At 63.4% G+C, this 20457-nt stretch carries 17 protein-coding genes, 1 tRNA gene and 1 pseudogene; 11 read left to right on the top strand and 8 right to left on the bottom strand.

The window, feature by feature from the left end; translation table 11 throughout:
* Positions 1-8: 8 nt before the first annotated feature.
* A complete protein-coding gene (locus tag NH14_RS15530; RefSeq protein ID WP_161790906.1) occupies positions 9-407 on the bottom strand; it encodes a DUF3304 domain-containing protein in 399 nt (132 codons plus the stop codon).
* 361 nt (positions 408-768) lie between these two features.
* Between NH14_RS15530 and NH14_RS33500 the strand changes: the two are divergent.
* Positions 769-1201: pseudogene (locus NH14_RS33500) on the top strand (hypothetical protein); the annotation flags it as partial.
* Positions 1202-1295: 94 nt separating this feature from the next.
* Here the strand turns inward: NH14_RS33500 and NH14_RS15535 are convergent.
* Together NH14_RS15535 and NH14_RS15540 are read right to left on the bottom strand one after the other, a co-directional pair.
* Positions 1296-1386 (bottom strand) — tRNA-Ser (locus tag NH14_RS15535).
* A gap of 57 nt (positions 1387-1443) precedes the next feature.
* Positions 1444-1860 (bottom strand): HIT family protein, encoded by a 417-nt coding sequence (locus NH14_RS15540; protein ID WP_035534995.1) that lies wholly within the window; start codon positions 1858-1860, stop codon positions 1444-1446.
* Positions 1861-2127: 267 nt separating this feature from the next.
* Between NH14_RS15540 and cfa the strand changes: the two genes are divergently transcribed.
* Entirely contained in the window at positions 2128-3348 is a 1221-nt protein-coding gene (gene cfa, locus NH14_RS15545) for a cyclopropane fatty acyl phospholipid synthase (protein WP_052148624.1), read from the top strand.
* Between the two features lie 11 nt (positions 3349-3359).
* Here cfa and crcB read toward each other — a convergent pair whose 3' ends face one another.
* From crcB to NH14_RS15565, 4 genes are all read right to left on the bottom strand, one after another.
* On the bottom strand, positions 3360-3740 hold the full coding sequence (gene crcB, locus NH14_RS15550; RefSeq protein ID WP_035534992.1) for a fluoride efflux transporter CrcB: 381 nt from the start codon (positions 3738-3740) through the stop codon (positions 3360-3362).
* 168 nt (positions 3741-3908) lie between these two features.
* The gene (gene styD / locus NH14_RS15555) at positions 3909-5387 is read right to left on the bottom strand and encodes a phenylacetaldehyde dehydrogenase StyD (RefSeq protein ID WP_035534990.1); all 1479 of its coding nucleotides are present in this window, start codon (positions 5385-5387) and stop codon (positions 3909-3911) included.
* A 33-nt stretch (positions 5388-5420) separates the two neighbouring features.
* Positions 5421-6479: a hypothetical protein gene (locus NH14_RS15560; protein ID WP_035534986.1), complete on the bottom strand. Its 1059-nt coding sequence runs from the start codon at positions 6477-6479 to the stop codon at positions 5421-5423.
* A 7-nt stretch (positions 6480-6486) separates the two neighbouring features.
* Positions 6487-8472 carry a primary-amine oxidase gene (locus tag NH14_RS15565; protein ID WP_035534984.1) on the bottom strand — a complete coding sequence of 662 codons (1986 nt, stop codon included), beginning with the start codon at positions 8470-8472 and terminating at the stop codon, positions 6487-6489.
* A 237-nt stretch (positions 8473-8709) separates the two neighbouring features.
* Between NH14_RS15565 and NH14_RS15570 the strand changes: the two genes are divergently transcribed.
* From NH14_RS15570 to NH14_RS15595, 6 genes are all read left to right on the top strand, one after another.
* A complete protein-coding gene (locus NH14_RS15570; RefSeq protein ID WP_035534981.1) occupies positions 8710-9711 on the top strand; it encodes an AraC family transcriptional regulator in 1002 nt (333 codons plus the stop codon).
* A 373-nt stretch (positions 9712-10084) separates the two neighbouring features.
* Positions 10085-11554 (top strand): APC family permease, encoded by a 1470-nt coding sequence (locus NH14_RS15575; protein ID WP_152617368.1) that lies wholly within the window; start codon positions 10085-10087, stop codon positions 11552-11554.
* 50 nt (positions 11555-11604) lie between these two features.
* Complete coding sequence (locus tag NH14_RS15580; RefSeq protein ID WP_084226029.1) at positions 11605-12825, top strand: porin; 1221 nt, start codon at positions 11605-11607, stop codon at positions 12823-12825.
* Positions 12826-12905: 80 nt separating this feature from the next.
* Complete coding sequence (locus NH14_RS15585; RefSeq protein WP_035534976.1) at positions 12906-13649, top strand: (Fe-S)-binding protein; 744 nt, start codon at positions 12906-12908, stop codon at positions 13647-13649.
* A complete protein-coding gene (locus tag NH14_RS15590; RefSeq protein ID WP_052148623.1) occupies positions 13646-15103 on the top strand; it encodes a lactate utilization protein B in 1458 nt (485 codons plus the stop codon). The genes NH14_RS15585 and NH14_RS15590 overlap by 4 nt, the downstream gene beginning before the upstream one ends.
* Positions 15090-15686, top strand: coding sequence for a LutC/YkgG family protein (locus NH14_RS15595; RefSeq protein ID WP_035534974.1), 597 nt, complete (start codon positions 15090-15092; stop codon positions 15684-15686). The genes NH14_RS15590 and NH14_RS15595 overlap by 14 nt, the downstream gene beginning before the upstream one ends.
* A 52-nt stretch (positions 15687-15738) precedes the next feature.
* Here NH14_RS15595 and NH14_RS33865 read toward each other — a convergent pair whose 3' ends face one another.
* Complete coding sequence (locus NH14_RS33865) at positions 15739-15864, bottom strand: hypothetical protein (protein WP_269151833.1); 126 nt, start codon at positions 15862-15864, stop codon at positions 15739-15741.
* A gap of 88 nt (positions 15865-15952) precedes the next feature.
* Between NH14_RS33865 and NH14_RS34220 the strand changes: the two genes are divergently transcribed.
* The 3 genes from NH14_RS34220 to NH14_RS33515 all read left to right on the top strand — a co-directional run.
* Entirely contained in the window at positions 15953-18400 is a 2448-nt protein-coding gene (locus NH14_RS34220; RefSeq protein ID WP_508613266.1) for a cation:proton antiporter domain-containing protein, read from the top strand.
* Positions 18401-18623: 223 nt separating this feature from the next.
* On the top strand, positions 18624-20156 hold the full coding sequence (locus NH14_RS15605; RefSeq protein ID WP_237179631.1) for a phage late control D family protein: 1533 nt from the start codon (positions 18624-18626) through the stop codon (positions 20154-20156).
* A partial coding sequence (locus NH14_RS33515; protein ID WP_237179632.1) for a type VI secretion system Vgr family protein occupies positions 20101-20457 on the top strand: 357 nt, incomplete at its 3' end. The genes NH14_RS15605 and NH14_RS33515, both read left to right, overlap by 56 nt.

Consider the following 20457-nt stretch of genomic DNA (forward strand, 5'->3'; position numbering starts at 1 on the left):
CCGTGTTTTTATCGAACGAAAGGTAAACGGCGCTCAAGCTTCAGCCGTGGCGGCGAAGGACCATCACGGCCAGATAGGGCCGCCTCGATATGACCATCCGGATAAAAATGAATCTCGAGATAGCTGGGATCAGCGGGGACGGGGCCAGTTACCTGAACCTTCGTCTTTCTGTAAGGTGCTGAAGGCTCAATAATTTTTCTCGGCGGATAGGATTCGAGAGCGCTCATTTTGTATTCAACATCAACCCAGAATGGCGTTTTCGCGTCGCGGCTCATTACTACACAACACACGGTGCCTCCCCCGCCTGAATAAAGAGAACTGAGCTCAATATTTCCGCCGCCTTGGCCGTTTACGCCAAAATTAGCGATTGCACGGTCGGTATAGTTATAACCAACGATTCCAAGCATATAAGGCTCTTTCTTGCAACCTTGCAAAGGTAGCAGTGGCAAGAGGCAGAATAATATTAGAAGACTTCTTCTCTTTAAGATCATCCACATTTCTAGCCTTTTATCGCTTCCGTCTTTTTGCTTGGTTTCATGGGGAATGCCGTATGAGAAAACAATGTTCGGTTCGGACTATGACTGCCTCAGATACGACTTTTCGGCTCGTCTGGCGCTTATACCGTGCCGATAATGGAGCTTCAATCGGTCAAAATTTAAAAAACCACCCTGTGTTGAGTGATATCAAGGCGCGTTGCGAAACTGCATCCAACAGCCTAACCGTGTACGTGTGCGCGGGCGCATCGAATGGAAGCAGGCATCAATCATGGAGCCGACCATGATCGGTATCGCCGACATCAGCGGCGGCATCGTGCACTGGAGCGACATCCAGATGCGGTCCGCCATGGTGCTGCTTGCGCCCCGGGAGACCACAGCGCTGCCGTATTTGATGTTGGAACTCGTGGCCTCGGGCGCACTCGCGGCGGCGTGTCGGTTTCCGGTGCTAGTGCCGGGTAGAAGCGCACGACGCGGCTTGGCGCTGTGGCGGGGCTGGCGGTGTGCGCGTACTACATCGTTTCGACGTATCCGTTCTTTACGCAGCTTACGGGGGTTGAAGACGCACGCTGGTTTGGGATCGAGCCGATTAGTTCAGGCGTGTTTGGGGTGCCGGCGGGGTTTCTGGCGACCATCATCGTGAGTTGGTTGATAAGAAGCCGGATGAGTATTCGGTCGCGCTGGTGGATTATATTCGGCATCCTTAGCCGTGGCTTCGCAAATTGCTCTAATAGCCGCTTGACAAGCCAAGAAACAAAAAACCCCGCAACTCATTGATTTTGCGGGGTTTTTGCTAAATTCTGGCGGAGAGAGGGGGATTCGAACCCCCGATAGGCTATTAACCTATACACGCTTTCCAGGCGTGCGACTTAAACCGCTCATCCATCTCTCCGGCGGGAGGCGAAGTATAGCAGACTCTTTGCGGCAGGGGGAGTAGGCGAGGGCGCCCTCAAAGCGCCGCCCGAATCCGCTCCGCGGTCGCTTCAAGCTCAGCCTTGTCCGCCATGTCACGAGCATGCAAACGCAGATCCTCCCCCTTGCGGCGCGGAATGAGGTGAAAGTGCACGTGCGGCACGGTCTGACCCGCCGCCGCACCGTTGAACTGGGCGATCATCAGCCCATCCGGCGCGAGCGACTTGCGCACGGCCGCGGCCAGTTTCTGCACCATCGCCATCGAGGCGGCCACTGCTTCGGGCGACAACTCGTAAATTTCCTCGGCCGGCTCCTTCGGCAGCACCAGCACGTGGCCTTCGGATTGCGGCATTACGTCCATGATCGCGAGCGCCGCGTCGTTCTCGCACAGCTTGATGGAGGGAATTTCGCCGCGCAGCAGTTTCGCGAAGATGTTGTTGTCGTCGTAAGCCATGGGTTTCTCGGTAGTGTTTCGGGCGCGGCGCTTGCACGCCAAAAGGTCGATTATCGCCCACGCCAGGCCGTCCGTCGGAGTTCCTGCAGATTTTTTGAAGCGGGTGCATCATTAGAGCTATCGCAGCGTGCGCGACGAAGAAATGTCTTGATAGCACCCTCTTGCATGGGATCGGAGTAAGGAGCTCTGCATGGGACCGGATTCATTGCCAAAGCCGCAATTCCGGTCGATAGCGAAGGCGCCAACTCCGGTTTACACGGAGAACGTATGGCAACGACTGATCTCGAAGCAGACCAACCCGCTCAAGCTACCGGGCCGGCACAGCCCGCACAGCACGTCGAGCCGCCTCAGGCCGTCCGCGATGTCGCCGCGTCGGGGGCCTCGCGGTTCGCCGCCGAACTGCTGGCGCGCGCCGACATCAGGCTCAATGGCGCCCGCCCGTGGGACATGCGCATCCACGATCCGCAGGTGCTGGAGCGCGTGGTCGCGCTCGGCAACCTCGGCTTGGGCGAGGCGTACATGGACGATCAGTGGGACTGCGATCGGCTCGACGAATTCTTCGCGCGCGTGCTGCGTGCGCATCTCGATGAGCAGATCGATCCCGCCCGGCTGGTTTTTCACGCGCTCAAGGCGCGCCTCATGAACCGGCAGACGGTGCGCCGCGCGTGGAAAGTGGGGCAGCAGCACTACGATATCGGCAACGCGTTTTACGAGGCCATGCTCGACAAGCGCATGACCTACACCTGCGGCTACTGGTCGGGCGGCGCGAGGACGCTGGACGAAGCGCAGGAGGCCAAGCTCGATCTGATCTGCAGAAAGCTCGGGCTCGAGCCGGGCATGCGTCTGCTCGACATCGGCTGCGGCTGGGGCAGTCTCATGAAATTCGCCGCCGAGCACTATGGCGTGTCCTGCGTGGGCGTCACGATCTCGAAGGAGCAGGCCGCGCTGGGCGCCGAGCGTTGCAAAGGTTTGCCCGTGGAGTTTCGTCTGCAGGACTACCGTCTGCTCGACGAAAAATTCGATCGCATCGCGAGCGTGGGCATGTTCGAGCACGTCGGACACAAGAATTACCGCGCCTATATGGAAGTGGCGCATCGCTGCCTCGTCGACGACGGCATCTTCGTGCTGCACACGATCGGCAAGAACCGTCGCGACACCACGCCCGATCCGTGGGTCGACAAATACATTTTCCCCAACGGCGAGCTGCCCACCATCGGCCAGATCGCGGACGCCTCGGGCGGGCTTTTCGTCGTCGAGGATCTGCACAATTTCGGCGCCGATTACGACCGCACGCTGATGGCGTGGCACGCGAACTTCGAGGCCGCGTGGCCGCGTTTCGCGCCCGAAATGGGGCACCGTTTCTATCGCATGTGGCGCTATTATCTGCTCTCGTGCGCGGGCGCGTTCCGCGCGCGTGACATTCAACTCTGGCAGTACGTCCTTACCAGGCATGGCCTGCTCGGCGGGTATCGCCGGCCGCAAGCCTGAGGCATGTGGCGTTAGCGCATGACCACGGCGACCGTTGCGATGCCGAGTATCGTCATCAGCACGGAGGCGCACACGTGAATCGCGATCTCGCCCGCCGCCCAGCCGAGGCGGCCATGCTGCAGATGCGCGACCACCTCGGCGGAGAAGGTCGAGAACGTCGAGAGTCCGCCCATGCAGCCAGTGATGACGAAGAGGCGCCACTGCGGTGAGACGTCGGGCAGGCGCGCGAACGCGGCGAGCGCCACGCCAATGATGTAGCCCGCGATGATGTTGGACGCGAGCGTGCCGAGCGGCAACGTGGGGAAAGCAGCGTTCAGGCGCAGGCCTAGCACCCAGCGCAGCAGCGAGCCGAGCGCGCCGCCAATGCCGACGGCGAGAATCGAGAGATACATGGTTTGGAGTCGTTGTAGGCGCAAGGGGCGTCGACACTGGAAGGCCGGTTAGCCGGCCGTTGCCCGGCGTGGGGCGCGATGGTGTCGCGCTTTCGACTCCGGAGTTTAGCATCGCGATGGGCGCTGCAAGGCCCGCCCGCACGGTGTTGTCGGTGCGGGCGTTGCGCGTCAATACGCGATGCAGACCGATTTCGTCTCGGTGTAGGCATCGATGATGGCGCGGCCGTGCTCGCGGCCGATGCCCGAGGCCTTGAAGCCGCCGAAGGGCAGCGCCGGATCCACCATGTTGTGCGTGTTGACCCAGACAGTGCCGGCCTGCACCGCATCCACCACGCGCAGCGCGCGGTCGAGCTGGTTGGTCCATACGCTCGCGCCGAGTCCGTATTCGGAGGCGTTGGCGGCAGCGATGGCTTCTTCGACGTCGTCGTAAGGCATTGCTACGAGAACCGGGCCGAACACTTCTTCGCGCACCACTGTGAGCGGCTTGTTGGCGGCGTTTGCAATCACCGTGGGCTCGATGAAGTAGCCTGCACGCCTGCCGTCGCCGCCGCCTGCCACGATCTCTCCGCCTTCCGCGCGGCCTTGCGCGATCATGCCGGCCACCTTGTCGCGATGGCGCGAGGAAACTAGCGGCCCCATCTGTGTGGCGGCATCGAAGCCGGAGCCGAGCACGGTGTTGCGCGCCACTTGCGCGACGCCTTCGACGATTTCCTCGAAGCGCGCGCGCGGCACATAGAGGCGCGATCCGGCGGTGCAGACCTGGCCGTGGTTAAAGAAGATCGCGCCCGCAGCGCCTTCGATGGCGCGTTGCGGGTCGCAGTCGTCGAGCACGATGACCGGGCTCTTGCCACCGAGCTCCAGCGAGACGCGCTTGAGATCGTTCGCGCACTGTTTGCCGATGATGCGGCCCACTTCGGTGGAGCCGGTAAAGGTGACTTTGTCCACGCCTGCATGACGCACGAGCGCCGCGCCCGCTGTCTCGCCCTGGCCGGTGACAACGTTGAACACGCCCGCCGGAAAGCCTGCTTCGTGCGCGAGTTCGGCCAGGCGGATTGCCGTGAGCGGAGTTTCCTCGGCGGGCTTGAGCACGACGGTGCAGCCGCAGGCGAGCGCGGGCGCGATTTTCCACACGGCCATCAGCAGCGGGAAATTCCACGGCACGATGGCGGCGACCACGCCCGCCGGCACGCGCCGCGTGGAGGCGTTGTAGCGCACGCCCGGCGGGAAGGCGAGCGAAAGGTCGACGGTGCTGCCTTCGATCTTGGTGGCCCAGCCCGCCATATAACGCAGCCATTGCACGCTGCCGCCCACTTCGAGCATCTTCGAGAAGCCGAGCAGTTTGCCCTGGTTGAGCGTTTCGAGCGCGGCGAGTTCGTCGCCGTTGCGTTCGACGAGATCAGCGAGCTTCAGCAGCAGGCGCTCGCGTTCGGAGGGCGGCAGGCGGCGCCACGGGCCGGCGTCGAAGGCGCGGCGCGCGGCGGTAACGGCGGCGTCGATGTCGGCGTTGGCGGCGTCCGGCACCTGGGCGATTTCAGCGCCCGTGGCGGGGTTGAAGACGGCGAACGTGCGGCTGTCGCCGCTGGCGCAAAAGCGGCCGTCGACGAACATCTGCGTGCGGATCGTGTGCGTGAAGTCCTGGCGGTCCATGGGGTTTCCTCGATTGGGTCCTGTGCTTGGGTGTCAACGAATGTCGATTCCGCCGCCCGATGAAAGGGCGTGCGCTGCGTAGCTAGATGGATACTGCTGTGCGGAATGCGGCGCATGCACGTGAGCCCGGCGCCTGTGGCGGCGAGCCGCGAGTGTGCAAGCGCACACGAGGTTGAGTGTGGCGCTCGCGAGAAAGAGCGTGTGGAACCCGGGGCCGAAACCCCAGGAAGTCGTGGCCAACGCAGCGCCCGCGAGCATGCCCGCGTGGTGCGCGAAGCCGGGGCAGCCTGCCTGTGACGCCAGGCCGATGCGCAGGAGTGTCGGTAGCGTGAGCGCGTCGAGCACGGTGAACGCTGGCGCGGCGAATACGGCCCACGGTGCGAGCGTATCGAGCGTGAGCGCGGCCAGCAACGCGCCGCGCAGCGTGAAGAGCGCTAGCAATGCGTAACGGTGGTCGATACGCTCCGCGAGCAGGCCCAGGCCAGCCGCCGCGCCAAGCGAAACGGCCAACTGCGCGAGCGAGTAAGGTCCGCTGCCGCACACGGCGAAGAACTGGAAACGTGCGAGCACGCCGCTCGAAACCCCAGCCAGCAATGCGGGCACGAGCAGGGCAGCGCTGCTTTGCAGCGCCGTAGTGAACGCTCGTTGTGCGAATTGAAACGGAGTCCTATGAATTGGCTGGCGAGGCGTTACGGATTCCGTACGCCGCGTCCGCAAGCTCGACCATGCCGCTGCAAACATGACGAGACCCGCCAAAGCGAGTGCGATTGAAATGCCGATCGGCAAAAAGCCTGCGCGCGCCCGCACGGCCGCTGCCGCCATTGTCGCCATGACGAGGATGAGCGAGGTGGCCACCGGCACGGTGGCCCGCGAGGCGAAGCGGCGCGCGAGCGCAGCAGGCAGCAAGGACATCGCAAAGAGCGCCGCAGCACCTCCCGCAAATGCCGCAGCATTCGCGCCAACTTGCATCGCACCCAGCATGGCGCTCGCCGCGAGCGCCGAGGCGCCGCCCGTTACCGCGCACCAAATCCATGCGGCGGCGAGGACATCGCGAACCTTCGGCGTCACGGAGCGGCGCGCGCGCGGCATCATCGCGAACTTACTGCTTGCCGTGACAGCACGACGGCGCCGTTCCCGCATCGGGCGCACCGTCCTGCACGCTATGCGGGTCGCGCCCGCCCGGCAGATCCATCGCCGGATTGCCGTGGAAGAAGTTGTTCGGCTTGAGCATGAAGCCGGCGTACTCGACGGGCATGACCGGGAAGTCCTCGGGCTTGCATACATGCGTGTGGCCGAAGCTATGCCACAGCACGATGTCTTCGTTTTCCACGTTGCGGTTCGCTTCGATATAGCGCGGCAGGCCGTCGCCGCCCGCATGCTGGTTGGGATAGTCGCCGCTCGCGTAGCGTTGCGTCGTGTCGTATGGCGTAACCCAGACATGGCGCGTGGCGAAGCCGCCGCGCTGGCGCACTTTCGAATTCGGGTCGGCGAGCATCAGCGGAGAATCGTTGATGATGAGCTTGTAGCCGGGATTCGCGCCCACACGGTTTTTCACGTTTGGATTCACGACTTTCCAGAAGCGTCCAGTCTGGCCGTTGGCGTTGCGCGCGGCCTCCTGCTCGGTCCTGAGCACGCGCTTCGTGGTGTCGAAGACGTTGCCGTAGGGGTTCTCCGCACCCATCGGACGCGGCACGAACTCGTGCTCGGTCACGGAATTCTTCTCGCCGTCCACCATCATGTGCAGGCGCGCATTGAAAAAATGCTGATGCGTCGGGCCGCCGAGATTCTCGGTGACCATGCCGCCCCATGGGTACGTGCCGCCATCCGCGACAGCCGAGGTCTGAATGATGCCGGTGAGCTTGCATTCGAGCTGGATCGTGCCGTCCTGATAGAAGTACCAATAAAAGCCGTAGTCGTAATTGCCCACCGTTGCGAAGAACGAAATCACGAGACGGCGCGAGCGGCGCATCTCGAACACGCCGGTGCGGAATTCGTAGTGTTTCCAGAGCGTGCCGTAATCCTCTTCGTGCAGGCACACCGCGTTTTTCATCGTGAAGCTATTGCCGAAATCGTCGGCGGACGGAATGTCGAAGTAGCGGATCGTGCCGAGGCAGTCACAACCGAGTTCGAGTTGGTTCGCCAGCTTGCCGAGGCCATACTCGCCCGCATCGAACGCGCTTTTCCAGTAATGGTTCGTGGTGGGATCGGAGTAGGGCACACACATTTCCGTCACGCTCGCGCGGTAGACGATGGGGCGCGGCGCGCTCTTGCCGTCGTCCCAGGCGATCTGGTGCAGCACCAGGCCCTCGCGCGGCGTGAAGCCCACGCGGAATGTCCAGTTCTGCCAACTGACCTGCCAGCCGTCGATCGTAAAGCTGGGTCCCTCGGGCTGGCTGATCGAAAGCGGCTTGACGGTATCGCGCGGCTTGCCGATGCTTGCCGTGTCGTAGTTGTGCTTCGCGCGCGGGATGGGGATGATGCGGCCGTCGTCCACGAGCTCAATCACTTTCTGCTCAAGCAGGTCCACCACCGCCACCACGCCTTCGATCGGGTGCGCGTAGCCGTTATCGGTCACGTTCTCGCGGTAATAGCTCACGCAGCGCACGAGGCGACGGCCACCTTCGTTTGGGCGATCGAAGGCGCCTGCTGAGAACGGATCGACCTGCACGCGCGCGAGATCGTCTTCTGTGAGGCCGCGCTTCTTGACGGCCTCGCGCCACGCGAGGTCTTCCTTCACGATGCGCTCGGCGTTCATGAAATCTTCGATCATCACGGGCGGCTGGCCGAACGGCGCGCTGTGCAGTGCGAGCGCCTTGCGCGATTCCACTTTCTTTTCGCGCAGATCGACCACCAGTTCGAGTGTCTGGTTGCGCGTGCGATCGATGGCAATCGTGAACGCACGGCGCGAATAATAGCTGCCGGGCCGGTATGCGAGCACTTCGGCCTTGGGCGGCTCGTGCAACTCGGTAACGGGAAAGCGCGCGTGTTCGTCGAGCTGTTCGGCGGCCTTCACAATGTCACAGGCGAGCTGCATTTCGATAAGGCTCAGCGGATCGAGCGGATGCGAGTTCGGGTTCGTGTTCATAAGCATTTCGTAAGGATGGCGTTGGGCCGCAACAGCGCGTGGAGCGCGGCAGGCTGGCCCCGTTTCGGGGAGCGGAGGGCATTGCCGCAATGGCGATGTCGTGACGTCATCGTAGAAACGCCATATTTTTTTCGCGCTTGCAAAACGCGCCAAAGGAACGATAGAGTGCGCCAAAGACAGAACGTACAAACCCGGGTGCATACGCTCATGCGCATCGTCGGGTGAACGGAGAGAGACATGAAATCAGGGCCTGTCAGCAACGGGTATCCGATGATTCGCGGCGCTGTGATGGGGCCGATCGTGCGCGCGCTCGATGCAGCGGGCGCCGACTGCGATGCATTGCTGGCGGAGTTCGGCCTGAGCCGCAGGCAACTTTCGGACCCTTATGAAATCCTGCCGCTCGGGCGCTATGTGGGTGCTTTCGAGCGCGCGGCGCAAGTGCTCGATGAACCGTGGCTCGGCCTGCGTCTCGGCAACGAATTGCAGCTCACCGAACTCGGGCCTGCCGGGCTCGTGTTCATGTCGTCGCCCACGCTGGGGGCGGCCATCCGCAAGTTTACGGATGCACTCGCTTCATGGCAGAGCGGTACCTTCGTCGATCTGGTGCGCGATAACGCATGGCCCATGTGGAGCTATCGCATTGCGCAGGCCCAGATCTGGCCGCGCCGCCAGGACGCCGAATACAGCGTAAGCGCGATGTGCCACATGATTCGCCTCGTGCGCGGTGCGGCGTGGGCGCCGGTCGAGATCCATTTCGAGCATGCCGCGCCCGCGGATCTCAAGCCCTATATGCGTATTTTCCGCGTGCCGGTGCGTTTCCAGCAGCCAGCGAGTGGCGTGGTGATTCATCCGCACGATCTCGATGCGCCGCTCAAGAGCGCCGACACGCAATTGGCGCGCATGATGGAGCGCCACGCGACCGATCTCATTTCGCGCGATACGGTTCCGCACGATCTCGTCGCTCAGGTGCGAGATCTGGTCACGCGGCGGCTCGCACGCGAAAAACTCGTGGTTGCCGACATTGCGCGGGATCTCGGGCTATCGAACCGTTCGCTGCAGCGTCATCTGACCGAGGCGGGCACTTCTGTGCGCGAGATCATTCGCGAGGAACGCCAGCGCAGCGTGGCCGTGCTGCGCGAACAGGAGGGCATGACCAACGCCGCCGTCGCCCGCGCGGTAGGCTATGCAGATGCCACAGTGCTATGGCGCGCGACGCGTAACTGGGGGCGGTCCGAGTAAGCCCGGTTTGCAGGGATAAAGGCGCGTCAGTTTGAAAATGTAATGTTGCTGATGGGGTTCGGAAAGGAATGTGATTGAAAGAAGTCGGTGACAATTGATTTGTCATCCAAATCAATTGTTTTATCGGCGGCCAGCCACGATCAGGGTGCGATTGAGCGGCAAACACGTTAGGTAAAAACCCCAGACGGGTTGGCGCAACTTATCGAATATTTGGCGCGGTCAGTCAGATCGCGGGAATTTTTAACCGCCTACCATGCGCTCGTATCGAATCTCGCAATAGACCACGCGGGATTCGCTTTCACGAGCGCCGGTCGGACGCGGTTCTTCATCGTGTCGCGTGGCGCAATTCAAAAAGACACCAGCAGAGGCAACGATGAACGAACCGCAAATACCCGTCGCGCCATCCGGGCTCGTGGGCAGCGCCATGGCAGACGATGCCGCCGCGGCGCCGCGCAGTCTGCTCGGCTTGTGGCAGATCGTGTTTCTCGTGATCTCCGCGGCCGCGCCGCTCACCGGCATGCTTGGCGCGGTCCCGCCCGCCATCAGCCTCGGCAATGGCGCGGGCATTCCTGGCGCCTTTGTGATCGCGGGCGCGGTGCTGCTCGTGTTTAGCGTGGGCTTCGCTTCGATGAGCCGGCATATCGTGCGCGCCGGCGCGTTCTACGCCTACATTACGGCGGGCTTCGGCCGGCCGCTCGGCATGTCGGGTGCGCTCGTCGCGCTGCTTTCGTACACCTGCATCCAGATCGCGCTGTACGGGTTATTCGGCTTCTTCTGCACGGTCGTGCTTGGGCCGGTCCTGCATAGTGCGATGCCGTGGTACGCGTATTCGTTCGCATGCATCGCCGTCGTGCAGGTGACGGGCCTGCGCGGCATCGACCTGAACAGCCGCCTGCTCGGCGTGCTGATGTGCCTTGAAATGGGCATCCTGCTCGTGCTTTCGATCGCCATCGTGATGCACCATGGTGGGCCGAGCGGCCTCACGCTCGCGCCGTTCGCGCCGAAGCAGGTGTTCAGCGGCCACATGGGCATTGCCGTGATGTTCGCGCTGGCGTCGTTTATCGGCTTCGAGGCCACGGCGATTTACGGCAAGGAGTGCCGCGATCCGAAGGTTACGGTGCCGCGCGCGACCTATGTGTCGGTCACGCTGATTCTCGTGTTCTTCGCGTTCGTTACGTGGGCCATCGTGTGCGCCTGGGGCCTGAAGGACGTGGTCGACGCCGCGACGAAGCAGCCCGGCGACTTCTGGTTCATCCAGTCCACGAAGTACCTGGGCGGCGCCATGACCACCGCGATGAGCGTGCTTCTGCTCTCCAGCATCTTCGCGAGCCTGCTCTCGTTTCACAACACGATCGTGCGTTACATTCATGCGCTTTCGGTCGAGGGCATCCTGCCCGCGAAGCTCGACCGCCTGCATGCGAAATACGGCTCGCCGTATCGCGCGAGCTATCTGCAAACGCTTACTGTGGCGTTGCCGGTGGGGCTCTATGTGCTCGCAGGCGCCGATCCGTTCAATACCGTGTTCAGTTGTACGTCGGCGCTCGGCACCATCGGCATCGTGATGCTGCAAGCGGTGACGAGCTTCTCGGTGGTCGCTTTTTTTCGCACCACGAAAAAAGACACGCGGGTGTGGCACGCGTTCGTCGCACCGATACTGGGCGGGCTGGGCCTGTTGTGGATCGGCTTCGTGCTGACCGGCAACCTAGACGCGCTTTCCGGTTCCGATAGTCCCATCGTGCGGGCGTTCCCGTGGATCGTGTTCGCGGTCGCGCTGTTCGGCATTGTGCTCGGCTTCGTGCTCAAGCGCATACGGCCCGACATCTACGCGCGCTTCGGCCAGTAGCATCCCGCGCGCGTGGCGCGATCTCTCCCCTCAAATCCAAAGACATCGACATGGCAAACCCACTCGTCAGGCGTACGGCGCTGGCGCTGGCTTCGTGCGCTCTAGCCACCTTCATGCAGGGCGCTGGCGCCCAGTCCTCGGTCACCCTCTTCGGCACGGTGGACGCCGGCCTCGTCTATTCGACGAATCAGCAGAGTACACACGCGGATGGCAGCACCGAAGGGCATTCGAACTGGCAACTGGGCGGCGGCAACCTCGTGCCGTCGCGCTGGGGCCTGACCGGCAGCGAAGACATCGGCGGCGGCACCGCGGTGAACTTCACGCTGGAAAACAGCATCTTCACGCAGAACGGGGCGTTGCTGCAGGGCGGCACGCTCTTTAACCGCAACGCCTGGGTGGGCGTGGCGAACGCGAACTACGGCACGCTCACGCTCGGGCGCCAGTACGATCCGTTCTCCGACAACATGGGCGTCTATGCATCGAGCAACAACTGGGCGACGCTCTACGGCTCGCACTTCGGCGATGTCGACAACCTCAACGAAGCGTTCAACTTCAACAATTCGATCAAGTACGTGAGCCCGAGCTTCGGCGGCTTGACCGTGGGCGGCCTGTTCAGTTTTGGCGGCGTGGCGGGCAACTTCTCGCAGAACCGCGGCTGGTCGCTCGCTGCAAACTACACGCGCGGACCGCTTTCGCTTTCCGCGGGCTATCTGCAACTGCGCAATCCGCTCCAGGCGGCGTTGGGTGGGGAGGCCGGATATATTGGCGATTTCAGTTGCGCGAATGCCGATGCTTCGTATTGCGAACTGCACAATGCGCAGAAGATCGATATCTACGGCGCAGGCGCTTCGTATGCGCTCGATACGGTAACGCTCGCACTGAGCTACACGCATACGCGGCTTTCCCAGAGCCAGTATTTCGCGAGCACGGCGCAGCCACAAGGCGCGGACATCGCGTTCGATATCGCCGAACTCAACACGACGTGGCAAGTTTCGCCCGCGCTGCAATTCGGCTTTGCCTATATCTTCAACGATGCGCATCCGGATCAGGGTTCATCCACGCGCATCCATCAGATCAATCTGGGCACGGTCTACAGCCTCTCGAAGCGCACGGCGCTCTATGCCGTGGTGATTGGCCAGAAGTCAACCGGTGCGGGACTCGGCATCGATGCCGCTGGCGGCACGCGCAATCTCGCGCAGATTCCGAATCTGGTGAATTCGGATAGCGACAAACAGTTGGCGGTCATCGCGGGCATTCGCCATAACTTTTGAGCGGGCGGGGCAGTGCGCGGGCAAACGCGGGAGGATCGGCGCTAAAATGGTCCGGTCCGCTTTCTCGCGCGAGCCCTCGCATGAAAGTCGCCCTTTTTGTCCCGTGCTTCATCGACGCGTTTTATCCCGAAGTGGGCATTGCCACGCTCGAATTGCTGGAGCGGCTCGGCTGCGAGGTCGACTATCCGCTCGAGCAGACCTGTTGCGGCCAGCCCATGGCCAACAGCGGCGCGCAGAACGAGGCGGCTGGCGCGGAGCGCGTGTTCGCACGCGCTTTCGAAGGGTATGACTTTATCGTCGGGCCGTCGGCCAGCTGCGTGAATCACGTGCGCGATCATTTCACGGCCATCGAGCAGACCGATGCGGTGCGACGCGTGCGCACCAACACCTTCGAACTCGTGGAGTTCCTGCACGACGTGCTGCGCGTGCGCGAATTTCCGTGGGCCGAATTCCCCTGGCGCGTGGGCCTGCATAATAGTTGCAGCGCGTTGCGCCATCTGCACGAGGCTTCGATTTCGGAAGTGGTGGGAAAGCCCTTTTCGAAGCCGCTCGCGTTGCTGCAGCGCGTGAAGGGCATCGAGTTCGTGCAGCCCCAGCGGCCCGACGAATGCTGCGGCTTCGGCGGCACGTTCGCAGTGACCGAGGAAGCGGTGTCCGTACGCATGGGCCAGGACAAAGTCATCGATCATGTGAGCGCGGGCGCGCAATACATAGTCTCGGGCGACATGTCGTGTCTCATGCATCAGCAGGGCTGCGCGGAGCGCATGCAGTCCGATGTGCGCTTCATCCATATTGCCCAGGTGCTCAACGGAGCACGCGAATGAGCGCCCCGAACGATCGCCCGAAGCGGGTCGAGCACGCGAAGCTCGCCGGCGCATTTCTCGCGCGACCCGAACACGTGGATTTCCACGACAAGCGCCTCTGGGACTTGCGCACGAAGCGCGATGCGCAGGCGCATGCGATTCCCGAATGGGAGGCGCTGCGCGAGCTCGCGTCGGCCATCAAGGCGCACACGCTTTCGCATCTGGCCGACTACCTCGACCAGTTCTCGCGCACCGCCGAGGCGAACGGCGTGCAGGTGCATTGGGCCGATACGGCGGGCGAGCACAACGAGACGGTCTTTCGCATCCTGAGCGAGCGTGGCATGACCGCGCTCGTGAAGAGCAAGTCGATGCTCACCGACGAGTGCGAGATGCGCCCGTACCTCGAACAGCGCGGCATCGCGGTGATGGAAACCGATCTTGGCGAGCGCATCCAGCAACTCGATGGCCAGCCGCCGAGCCATATCGTCGTGCCCGCGGTGCACAAGCTGCGCGATGACGTAGCCCAGGTGTTCGGCCGCACGATAGGCACCGATGCGTCGAACAATGACATCCACTATCTCGCAGAGAGCCAGCGCATGAACACGCGCCCGTGGTTCGTGCGTGGGAAGACGGCCGGCATGACGGGCTGCAATTTCGCGGTGGCTGAAACCGGCACGGTGGTGGTCTGCACGAACGAGGGCAACGCCGATCTATCGGCCAACGTGCCGCCGCTGCATATCGTTTCGATGGGCATCGAGAAGCTGATTCCGCGCATGTCCGATCTTGGCGTGTTTGTCCGCATGCTGTCGCGCAGCGCGCTGGGCTCGCCGATCACGCAATACACCTCGCACTTCCGCGCGCCGCGCGAGGGTGCCGAAATGCACTTCATCCTCGTCGATAACGGCCGCAGCGCGCGGCTCGCGATGCCGGACTTCTGGTATTCGCTCAAGTGCATTCGCTGTGGCGCGTGCATGAATACCTGTCCGGTTTATCGGCGCAGCGGCGGCCTCTCGTATGGCAGCACCTATGCAGGGCCGATTGGCGCGATCATCAATCCAACCTTCGATTTGAAGCGCTTTAGCGCGTTGCCGTTCGCGTCCACGCTCAACGGCAGTTGCACCAGCGTGTGCCCGGTGAAGATCAATATTCACGAGCAGATCTACCAGTGGCGCGAGGTAATCGCCGCGCAGCACGAGGTGCCATTCGTGAAGCAGGAAGTGCTCAAGATGGCGGGGCGCTTGTTGGGGAGTCCGAAGATGTATCGCGCGGCGGTGTCGTCGCTCGATGGCGCGCTGCGGCTCTTGCCCAATTTCGTGCTCTACAACCCGCTCAATATCTGGGGCCGGCAGCGCACGCTGCCGCAGGCGCCTTCCACGACTTTTCATGCGTGGTACCGCAAGCATCGCGAAGGCAAAAAAGGCAGCCGCGGGGAAGACAATGGAGGCAACAACGGAGGCAACAATGGCGAGCCGTGAAGCGTTCCTCGCGCGCGTGCGCGCGGCGCAGCCCAAGGCCCAGGACTTGCCCGAGGTGCCGTTGTTCGACACGCCGCCCGGCGACTTGCGCGCGCGCTTTGGCGCGGCGCTCGCGCTGATGGGCGGCAGTGAGGCGCGGGCCGATTCGGGCGAGGCAGTGCTCGCGCTGATACGCGAGCGCTTCGGTGCGCAGGTGTCGATCGCGTCGGCGGCGCCCGAGGTGCAGGGCACGCGTGCGCTCGATCCGGCCACGCCCGAGTCGCTCGAAAACGTGGAGGTGGGCGTCGTGCGCGCGCGCTTCGGCGTTGCCGAAACGGGCTCGGTGTGGCTCTCCGAGCGCGAGTACGGGGTGAACGCACTCGGCTACCTCGTGCAGCATCTCTACGTGCTGCTCGATCCCGGCGCGCTCGTGGCGGGTCTTCAGGATGCCTACCGGCGCGACGATTTTCGCGGCGCGCGCTATGCGGTGCTGGTGACGGGGCCGTCCGCCACGGCCGATATCGAGGGCGTGCTGATTCGTGGCGCGCAAGGGGTGAGGTCGCTGACGCTGGTCTGGCTTGCCGCGCGCGGCGAGCACGCCTGACTCATGGCTGACTCATGGCTGACTCACGCGATCGGCAATGATCATCCACGTTCTACTCCTGAGCGGCTTCTTGCTGGCGAGCATCGCCGTGGTGCAGGCCGTGAGCCTGCGCTTCGCGCTTTCCGAATCGGTGCTGCTGGCTGCGTGGGGTTTCGCGCTCGGGGGCGAGCGTCTTCACGCCTGCGCTCGCGCCGCGCCTGCCGCCCGAAGGGTATCTATGGATCTTTCTGCCGCTACTGCTGTTTCAGGCTGCGCTGAGCGTGAACGTGCGCGAGATGCTGGGCGATGCGGCGCCCATTTTGTTGCTTGCCGTGGCGGCCGTATTTGTTGCCACAGCGATCGTGGGCGGCGCGATTCGCCTCACCTCACCTCACCTCACCGGGCTCGGCCCACTTACCGACGGCCTTCTGCTCGGCGCGATGATCGCGACCACGGACCCCTCCGCCGTGCTCGCGGTGATTCGCCAGGTGGGCGCGCCGGAGCGTCTCGTGCGCCTCGTGGAAGGCGAGAGCCTGCTCAACGACGCGGCCGCCATCGCAATCGCGAGCGTGCTGATCTCGGCCATCATCGGTGACAGCGCCGCTGCAATGGGCGCTGCCGCGTTGCGCACGCTCGGCATCGAACTGCTCAGCGTACTTGCTGTCGGCGCGCTTGCCGGGCGCGCGTTCGCGTACTTGCTGTCGGCGCTCGGCGGCGGGCAAGGCCGAGATTTCGCTGAGCTTCGCGCTGTCATATCCGCTTTATCTGTTTGCCGATCAAACGCTGCACGTCTCCGGCGTGGTGTCGATGGTGGCGGCTGGCCTCGTGATCAGCGGGCTCGGGCGCACGCGGCTTTCGCCCGTGAACTGGCAGCATCTGCAACTGAACTGGGGGCAGGTGGCGGCCATGGCGGGCGCGGCCATCTTTCTGCTCGCGGCCATGCAGATTCCCGCCACCTTGCGCGCCGCGCGCTGGATCGACCTTGCCGCGCTTGCCGTGGTGGTGACGGCGCTGGTGGCGCGCCTCGTCGTGACGTTCGGCATGCTGCCGTTGCTGAGCCGATTGAAACTCACCGAGCCCGTGAGCGCCGCGTACAAGCTCGTGATCGCTTGGGGCGGCCTGCACGGCGCGGTCACGCTCGTGCTCGCGCTCGGCCTCGCGCACAACGAGGCGTTGCCCGACACCACGTGCCGCTTCGTCGCCATTCTCGCCTCCGACTTCGTGCTCGTGAGCCTGATCGTGAACGGCTCGTCGCTCAAGCTGCTGATCAAGCGGCTCAAGCTCGACTTGTTCTCGCCGCAGGAAGAGGCGCTTCAGCAGCAGGCGGTGCTGCTTTCGTCGATCGGCGTCTCCGCGCAGGTTCACGCGGCGGCTCGCACGTTCCGCATTCCCGAGTCGGTTGCCGACGAAGCCTGCAATACGTTCCGGCGCAGCATCGATCTGAGCGCAACGGCCTTCGACATCGAGGCGGCGCTGTCCGAGCGCGAGCGCCTCGCGAGCGGGCTCGTCACGCTCGCGACCAAGGAGTGCGACCTGATTCCGCAGTACGGCAGCGGCACCATTACGATCCGCAATCTCGAGGCGAACTACATCATCAGGTATTAGCCATGACGAACCTGATTACCGCCTGGCAGTGCGACGCCCGGGGCGCGCTGACCGGCACGACGCTCGTGCAGGAAGATCCGCTCGAACCGGGCGTATTCCTGCTGCCGCCCCACGCCGCGCTCAACGGGCCGCCACCGTTTGACGCATCGGAGGGCACGCCCGTCCTTGTCGATGGTGCGTGGACGATCCGTCCGCATGAGCCAGTGCCGTCGCCGGAATTTGTGCCTGCGGCGCCGTCGATTCCCACTGCGCAGAATCGTCCCCCCGCAAGCGAACACGAGATCGCCGTGATTGTCGACCGGCAATGGAAATTGCTGCCGGATTTGCGCGGCACGACGTACTGGCTCGCGCACGGCACCCGGCACGTCATTACGGAAATCGGCGAGATGGTGCCGACCGATGCGACCGACGCACCCCCGCACCCCGCAGTGCCAACGCCCACGCTCGCCCAGGCGCGCGCTGCGAAGGATACGCTGCTGCGCATCGCCTGTGACCTCGCGGTACAGCAACCGGTAACGTACACGACGACATTGCCCTTTGCATCCGGGCTATTCGTACGTTCGCCCATGCGTCGCCGGCGACCTGGTTCCACGCGACGCCGCTCATGCGCACGCCTGCCCCTGCGAGCCGTGCGTCGCTGCTGCGCGCCCATTTTCCATGGGCGGGCCGTAGCGGGAAGGCCCCCGGGCCTGCCGGTTGCACTCAACGCCGGTCCGCCAACCCCGTTACCGTGCCCGCTCACCCGATTCGTTACGTCGTGCGCAGGCCTGTTTCCGGACCCGCTTGCCATGACTGGCGACGATGTCACCGTGCCCATTCCGGGCACCACCCTGCACAACCTCCTGCGCGATTACGACCGGTTGCAGAGCCTCGTCATGCAGGCGGTCAGTCATGCCGATGCGCGCCTGCAGGACATCCAGCGGCTGCGCTTTCTGATGCGCCTCGCGGCACGGCCCGACTCGCGCGAAAAGCAGGAGGACGTGTTGCCCCTGCTTGAGCAGATCGCGGAACGCCTTGAGGCACATGCACGCGACGACGCCGCGCTGCTTGCCAATGCGCTGCGCCATCACGGACAGCGGGGCTGGCCGTTGCCCACGCGCCATCCGTTCGCGTTGCCCATGCGCCATTAGGAAGTGCACCCGCCTATCACGCAAATCCATCTCAAAAAACATAAGGACTCCGATTTATTGTTGTTTGACAAAAGCTTGGGGAATTTCAGACGCTACCCTGATTTCCGGATTGACGCACTGATGGAGTAATTCCTTAATTATCGACTGCCAAAAACTGCGAGCCCGACGGGAAGCGGTGGGTCCGGCGGCTTCGCCTCGTTCCTTTTAACGAACCGGGATGCGTATGGATGCAGTGACAAAGCGTTTCAGGGATACCTTGCTTCACCCGAGCGCGCGCCTGAGCCAACGCCTGAGCCTGTGGGTAGGCGGTGTCGAAATTCCGCTCGACGTGATCAAGTTCAAGGCGAAGGCGGGCTTCTGCCAGGACTATTTCGTCGATGTCACGGTAACGTCTCCGGAACTGGCCATTGACGGCAAGCTCTGCGTGGGCAAACGCGCGGGGTTGCAGATCGACGAGCGCGCGGCGGTCCCTTCGGCGAGCTATGCCGATTCCGTCGACCGTGAGGCGGCAACGTGGAACGGTGTGGTGACGCGCTGGAAGCGGGTCAGCGTGAGCCGCGACGAGGGCACCTACCGCCTGCGCATTGAACCGCGCTTCGTGGCCCTCCTCAAACGGATCGTCAAATCCGATACGTTCAAGGACGTTACCCTCCAGGAGCTGATCACGCAGGCCGTGATCGACCGGAAGAATTTCGATGCCTTCGACGTGGAGTTCCAGATTGAGGGACTCGACCAGAAGATGGAACAGGTTGTCATGTACGAGGAGTCGCTTTACAACCTGATTGCACGTCATTGCCGTCGCAAGGGTGTTTTCTGGTTCTACAAACAGGGCCGCGCCAAGGACGGGCGACTCGATACCATCGTTTTTTCGAATAACCCGCGCGCCTATGTCCGCTCGATCGACGTGCCGCTGCTCGACGGCGCGGGTCTGAACAGCAACTGGCAGGAAGCGGCGCAGAAGGTCAACGAGCAGCGCAGGCTCGTTCCCGCCGCGATCGAGGTGTGGGAGCGCAACTATCGCACGCCGGGCGACCCGCTACGGGCGAGCGCGAATGTCTCCGCCGACGCAGGGGGCCGCTCGGTATTCGGCCAGATCAGTCGCAGCGCGGAGTTCCACTTCACGCAGGACCAGGGCGAGGCTGTCGTCCAGATGCGGCGCGACGAACTGGTCGCGCGGCAGGCGACGCTCTCGGGCACCACCGACGCGAAGGGCGTCGCGCCGGGCGTGGTCATGAAGCTGACGAACGCGAAGCTCGCCAGCGCGGAATACGGCTTCGTGATTACCTCGGTGGTCATGAAGGGCAGCCGCACGAAACCGGCGTTCACGCGCTTCAAGGCGATGCCCGCGCACCTCGCGTACCGGCCTCGATTCGTTTACGAAAAGCATTGGCGATTTCTGGGTGGCCCCGTCGCAGGCGTCGTTACAACGTTTGACTCGACGCCCTACGCGTGCGTGGACGAATACGGCCGCTATCCAGTCCTGCCGAAGTTCCTGCAGGGCTCGGGCAATACCGACCGGCAACTGCTGAAGCTGCGCCTGCTGCGTCCGTCTTCGTCGTATCAGGGGGGGCTTTCACTCGCCGCTGCTTCCGACGACCGAGGTCATGCTCGAAGCGGCCCACAACGATGTCGACCGTATCCATATCTCCGGCGCCCTGCACGACTATTCGCATCCGGACATCGTCCACGGCGCGCAGGCGATGTTTTCCTATGCGATATGGCGCTCGCCGCTACGCGGCGCGGAAATCGTCTTTAACGATCTGCAGGGCAAGGAAAGCGCGCGAATCGCGACGGTCTACAACCAGACAGCGATGAACCAGGGCTACCTGCTCAACAGCAAAAAGCTCCAGAGAGGCGAAGGATTCGAAATCACGACCCAGGGATGGGGCACGACGCGCGCGGCGAAAGGGCTGTTCCTGACGGCGGACGCGGCGGCGGGAGCCGATACGCCTCACCTTGAAATGCCTGCGGCCGTTGCGCAGCTCAAGGCGGCACTCCAGCGCGTCACGGATCTCGCGGCAGCAACCACGCAGGCCGGGGCCGATCCTGCCGACCGC

It is taken from the genome of Paraburkholderia sacchari (assembly GCF_000785435.2).
Lineage (GTDB): Bacteria > Pseudomonadota > Gammaproteobacteria > Burkholderiales > Burkholderiaceae > Paraburkholderia > Paraburkholderia sacchari.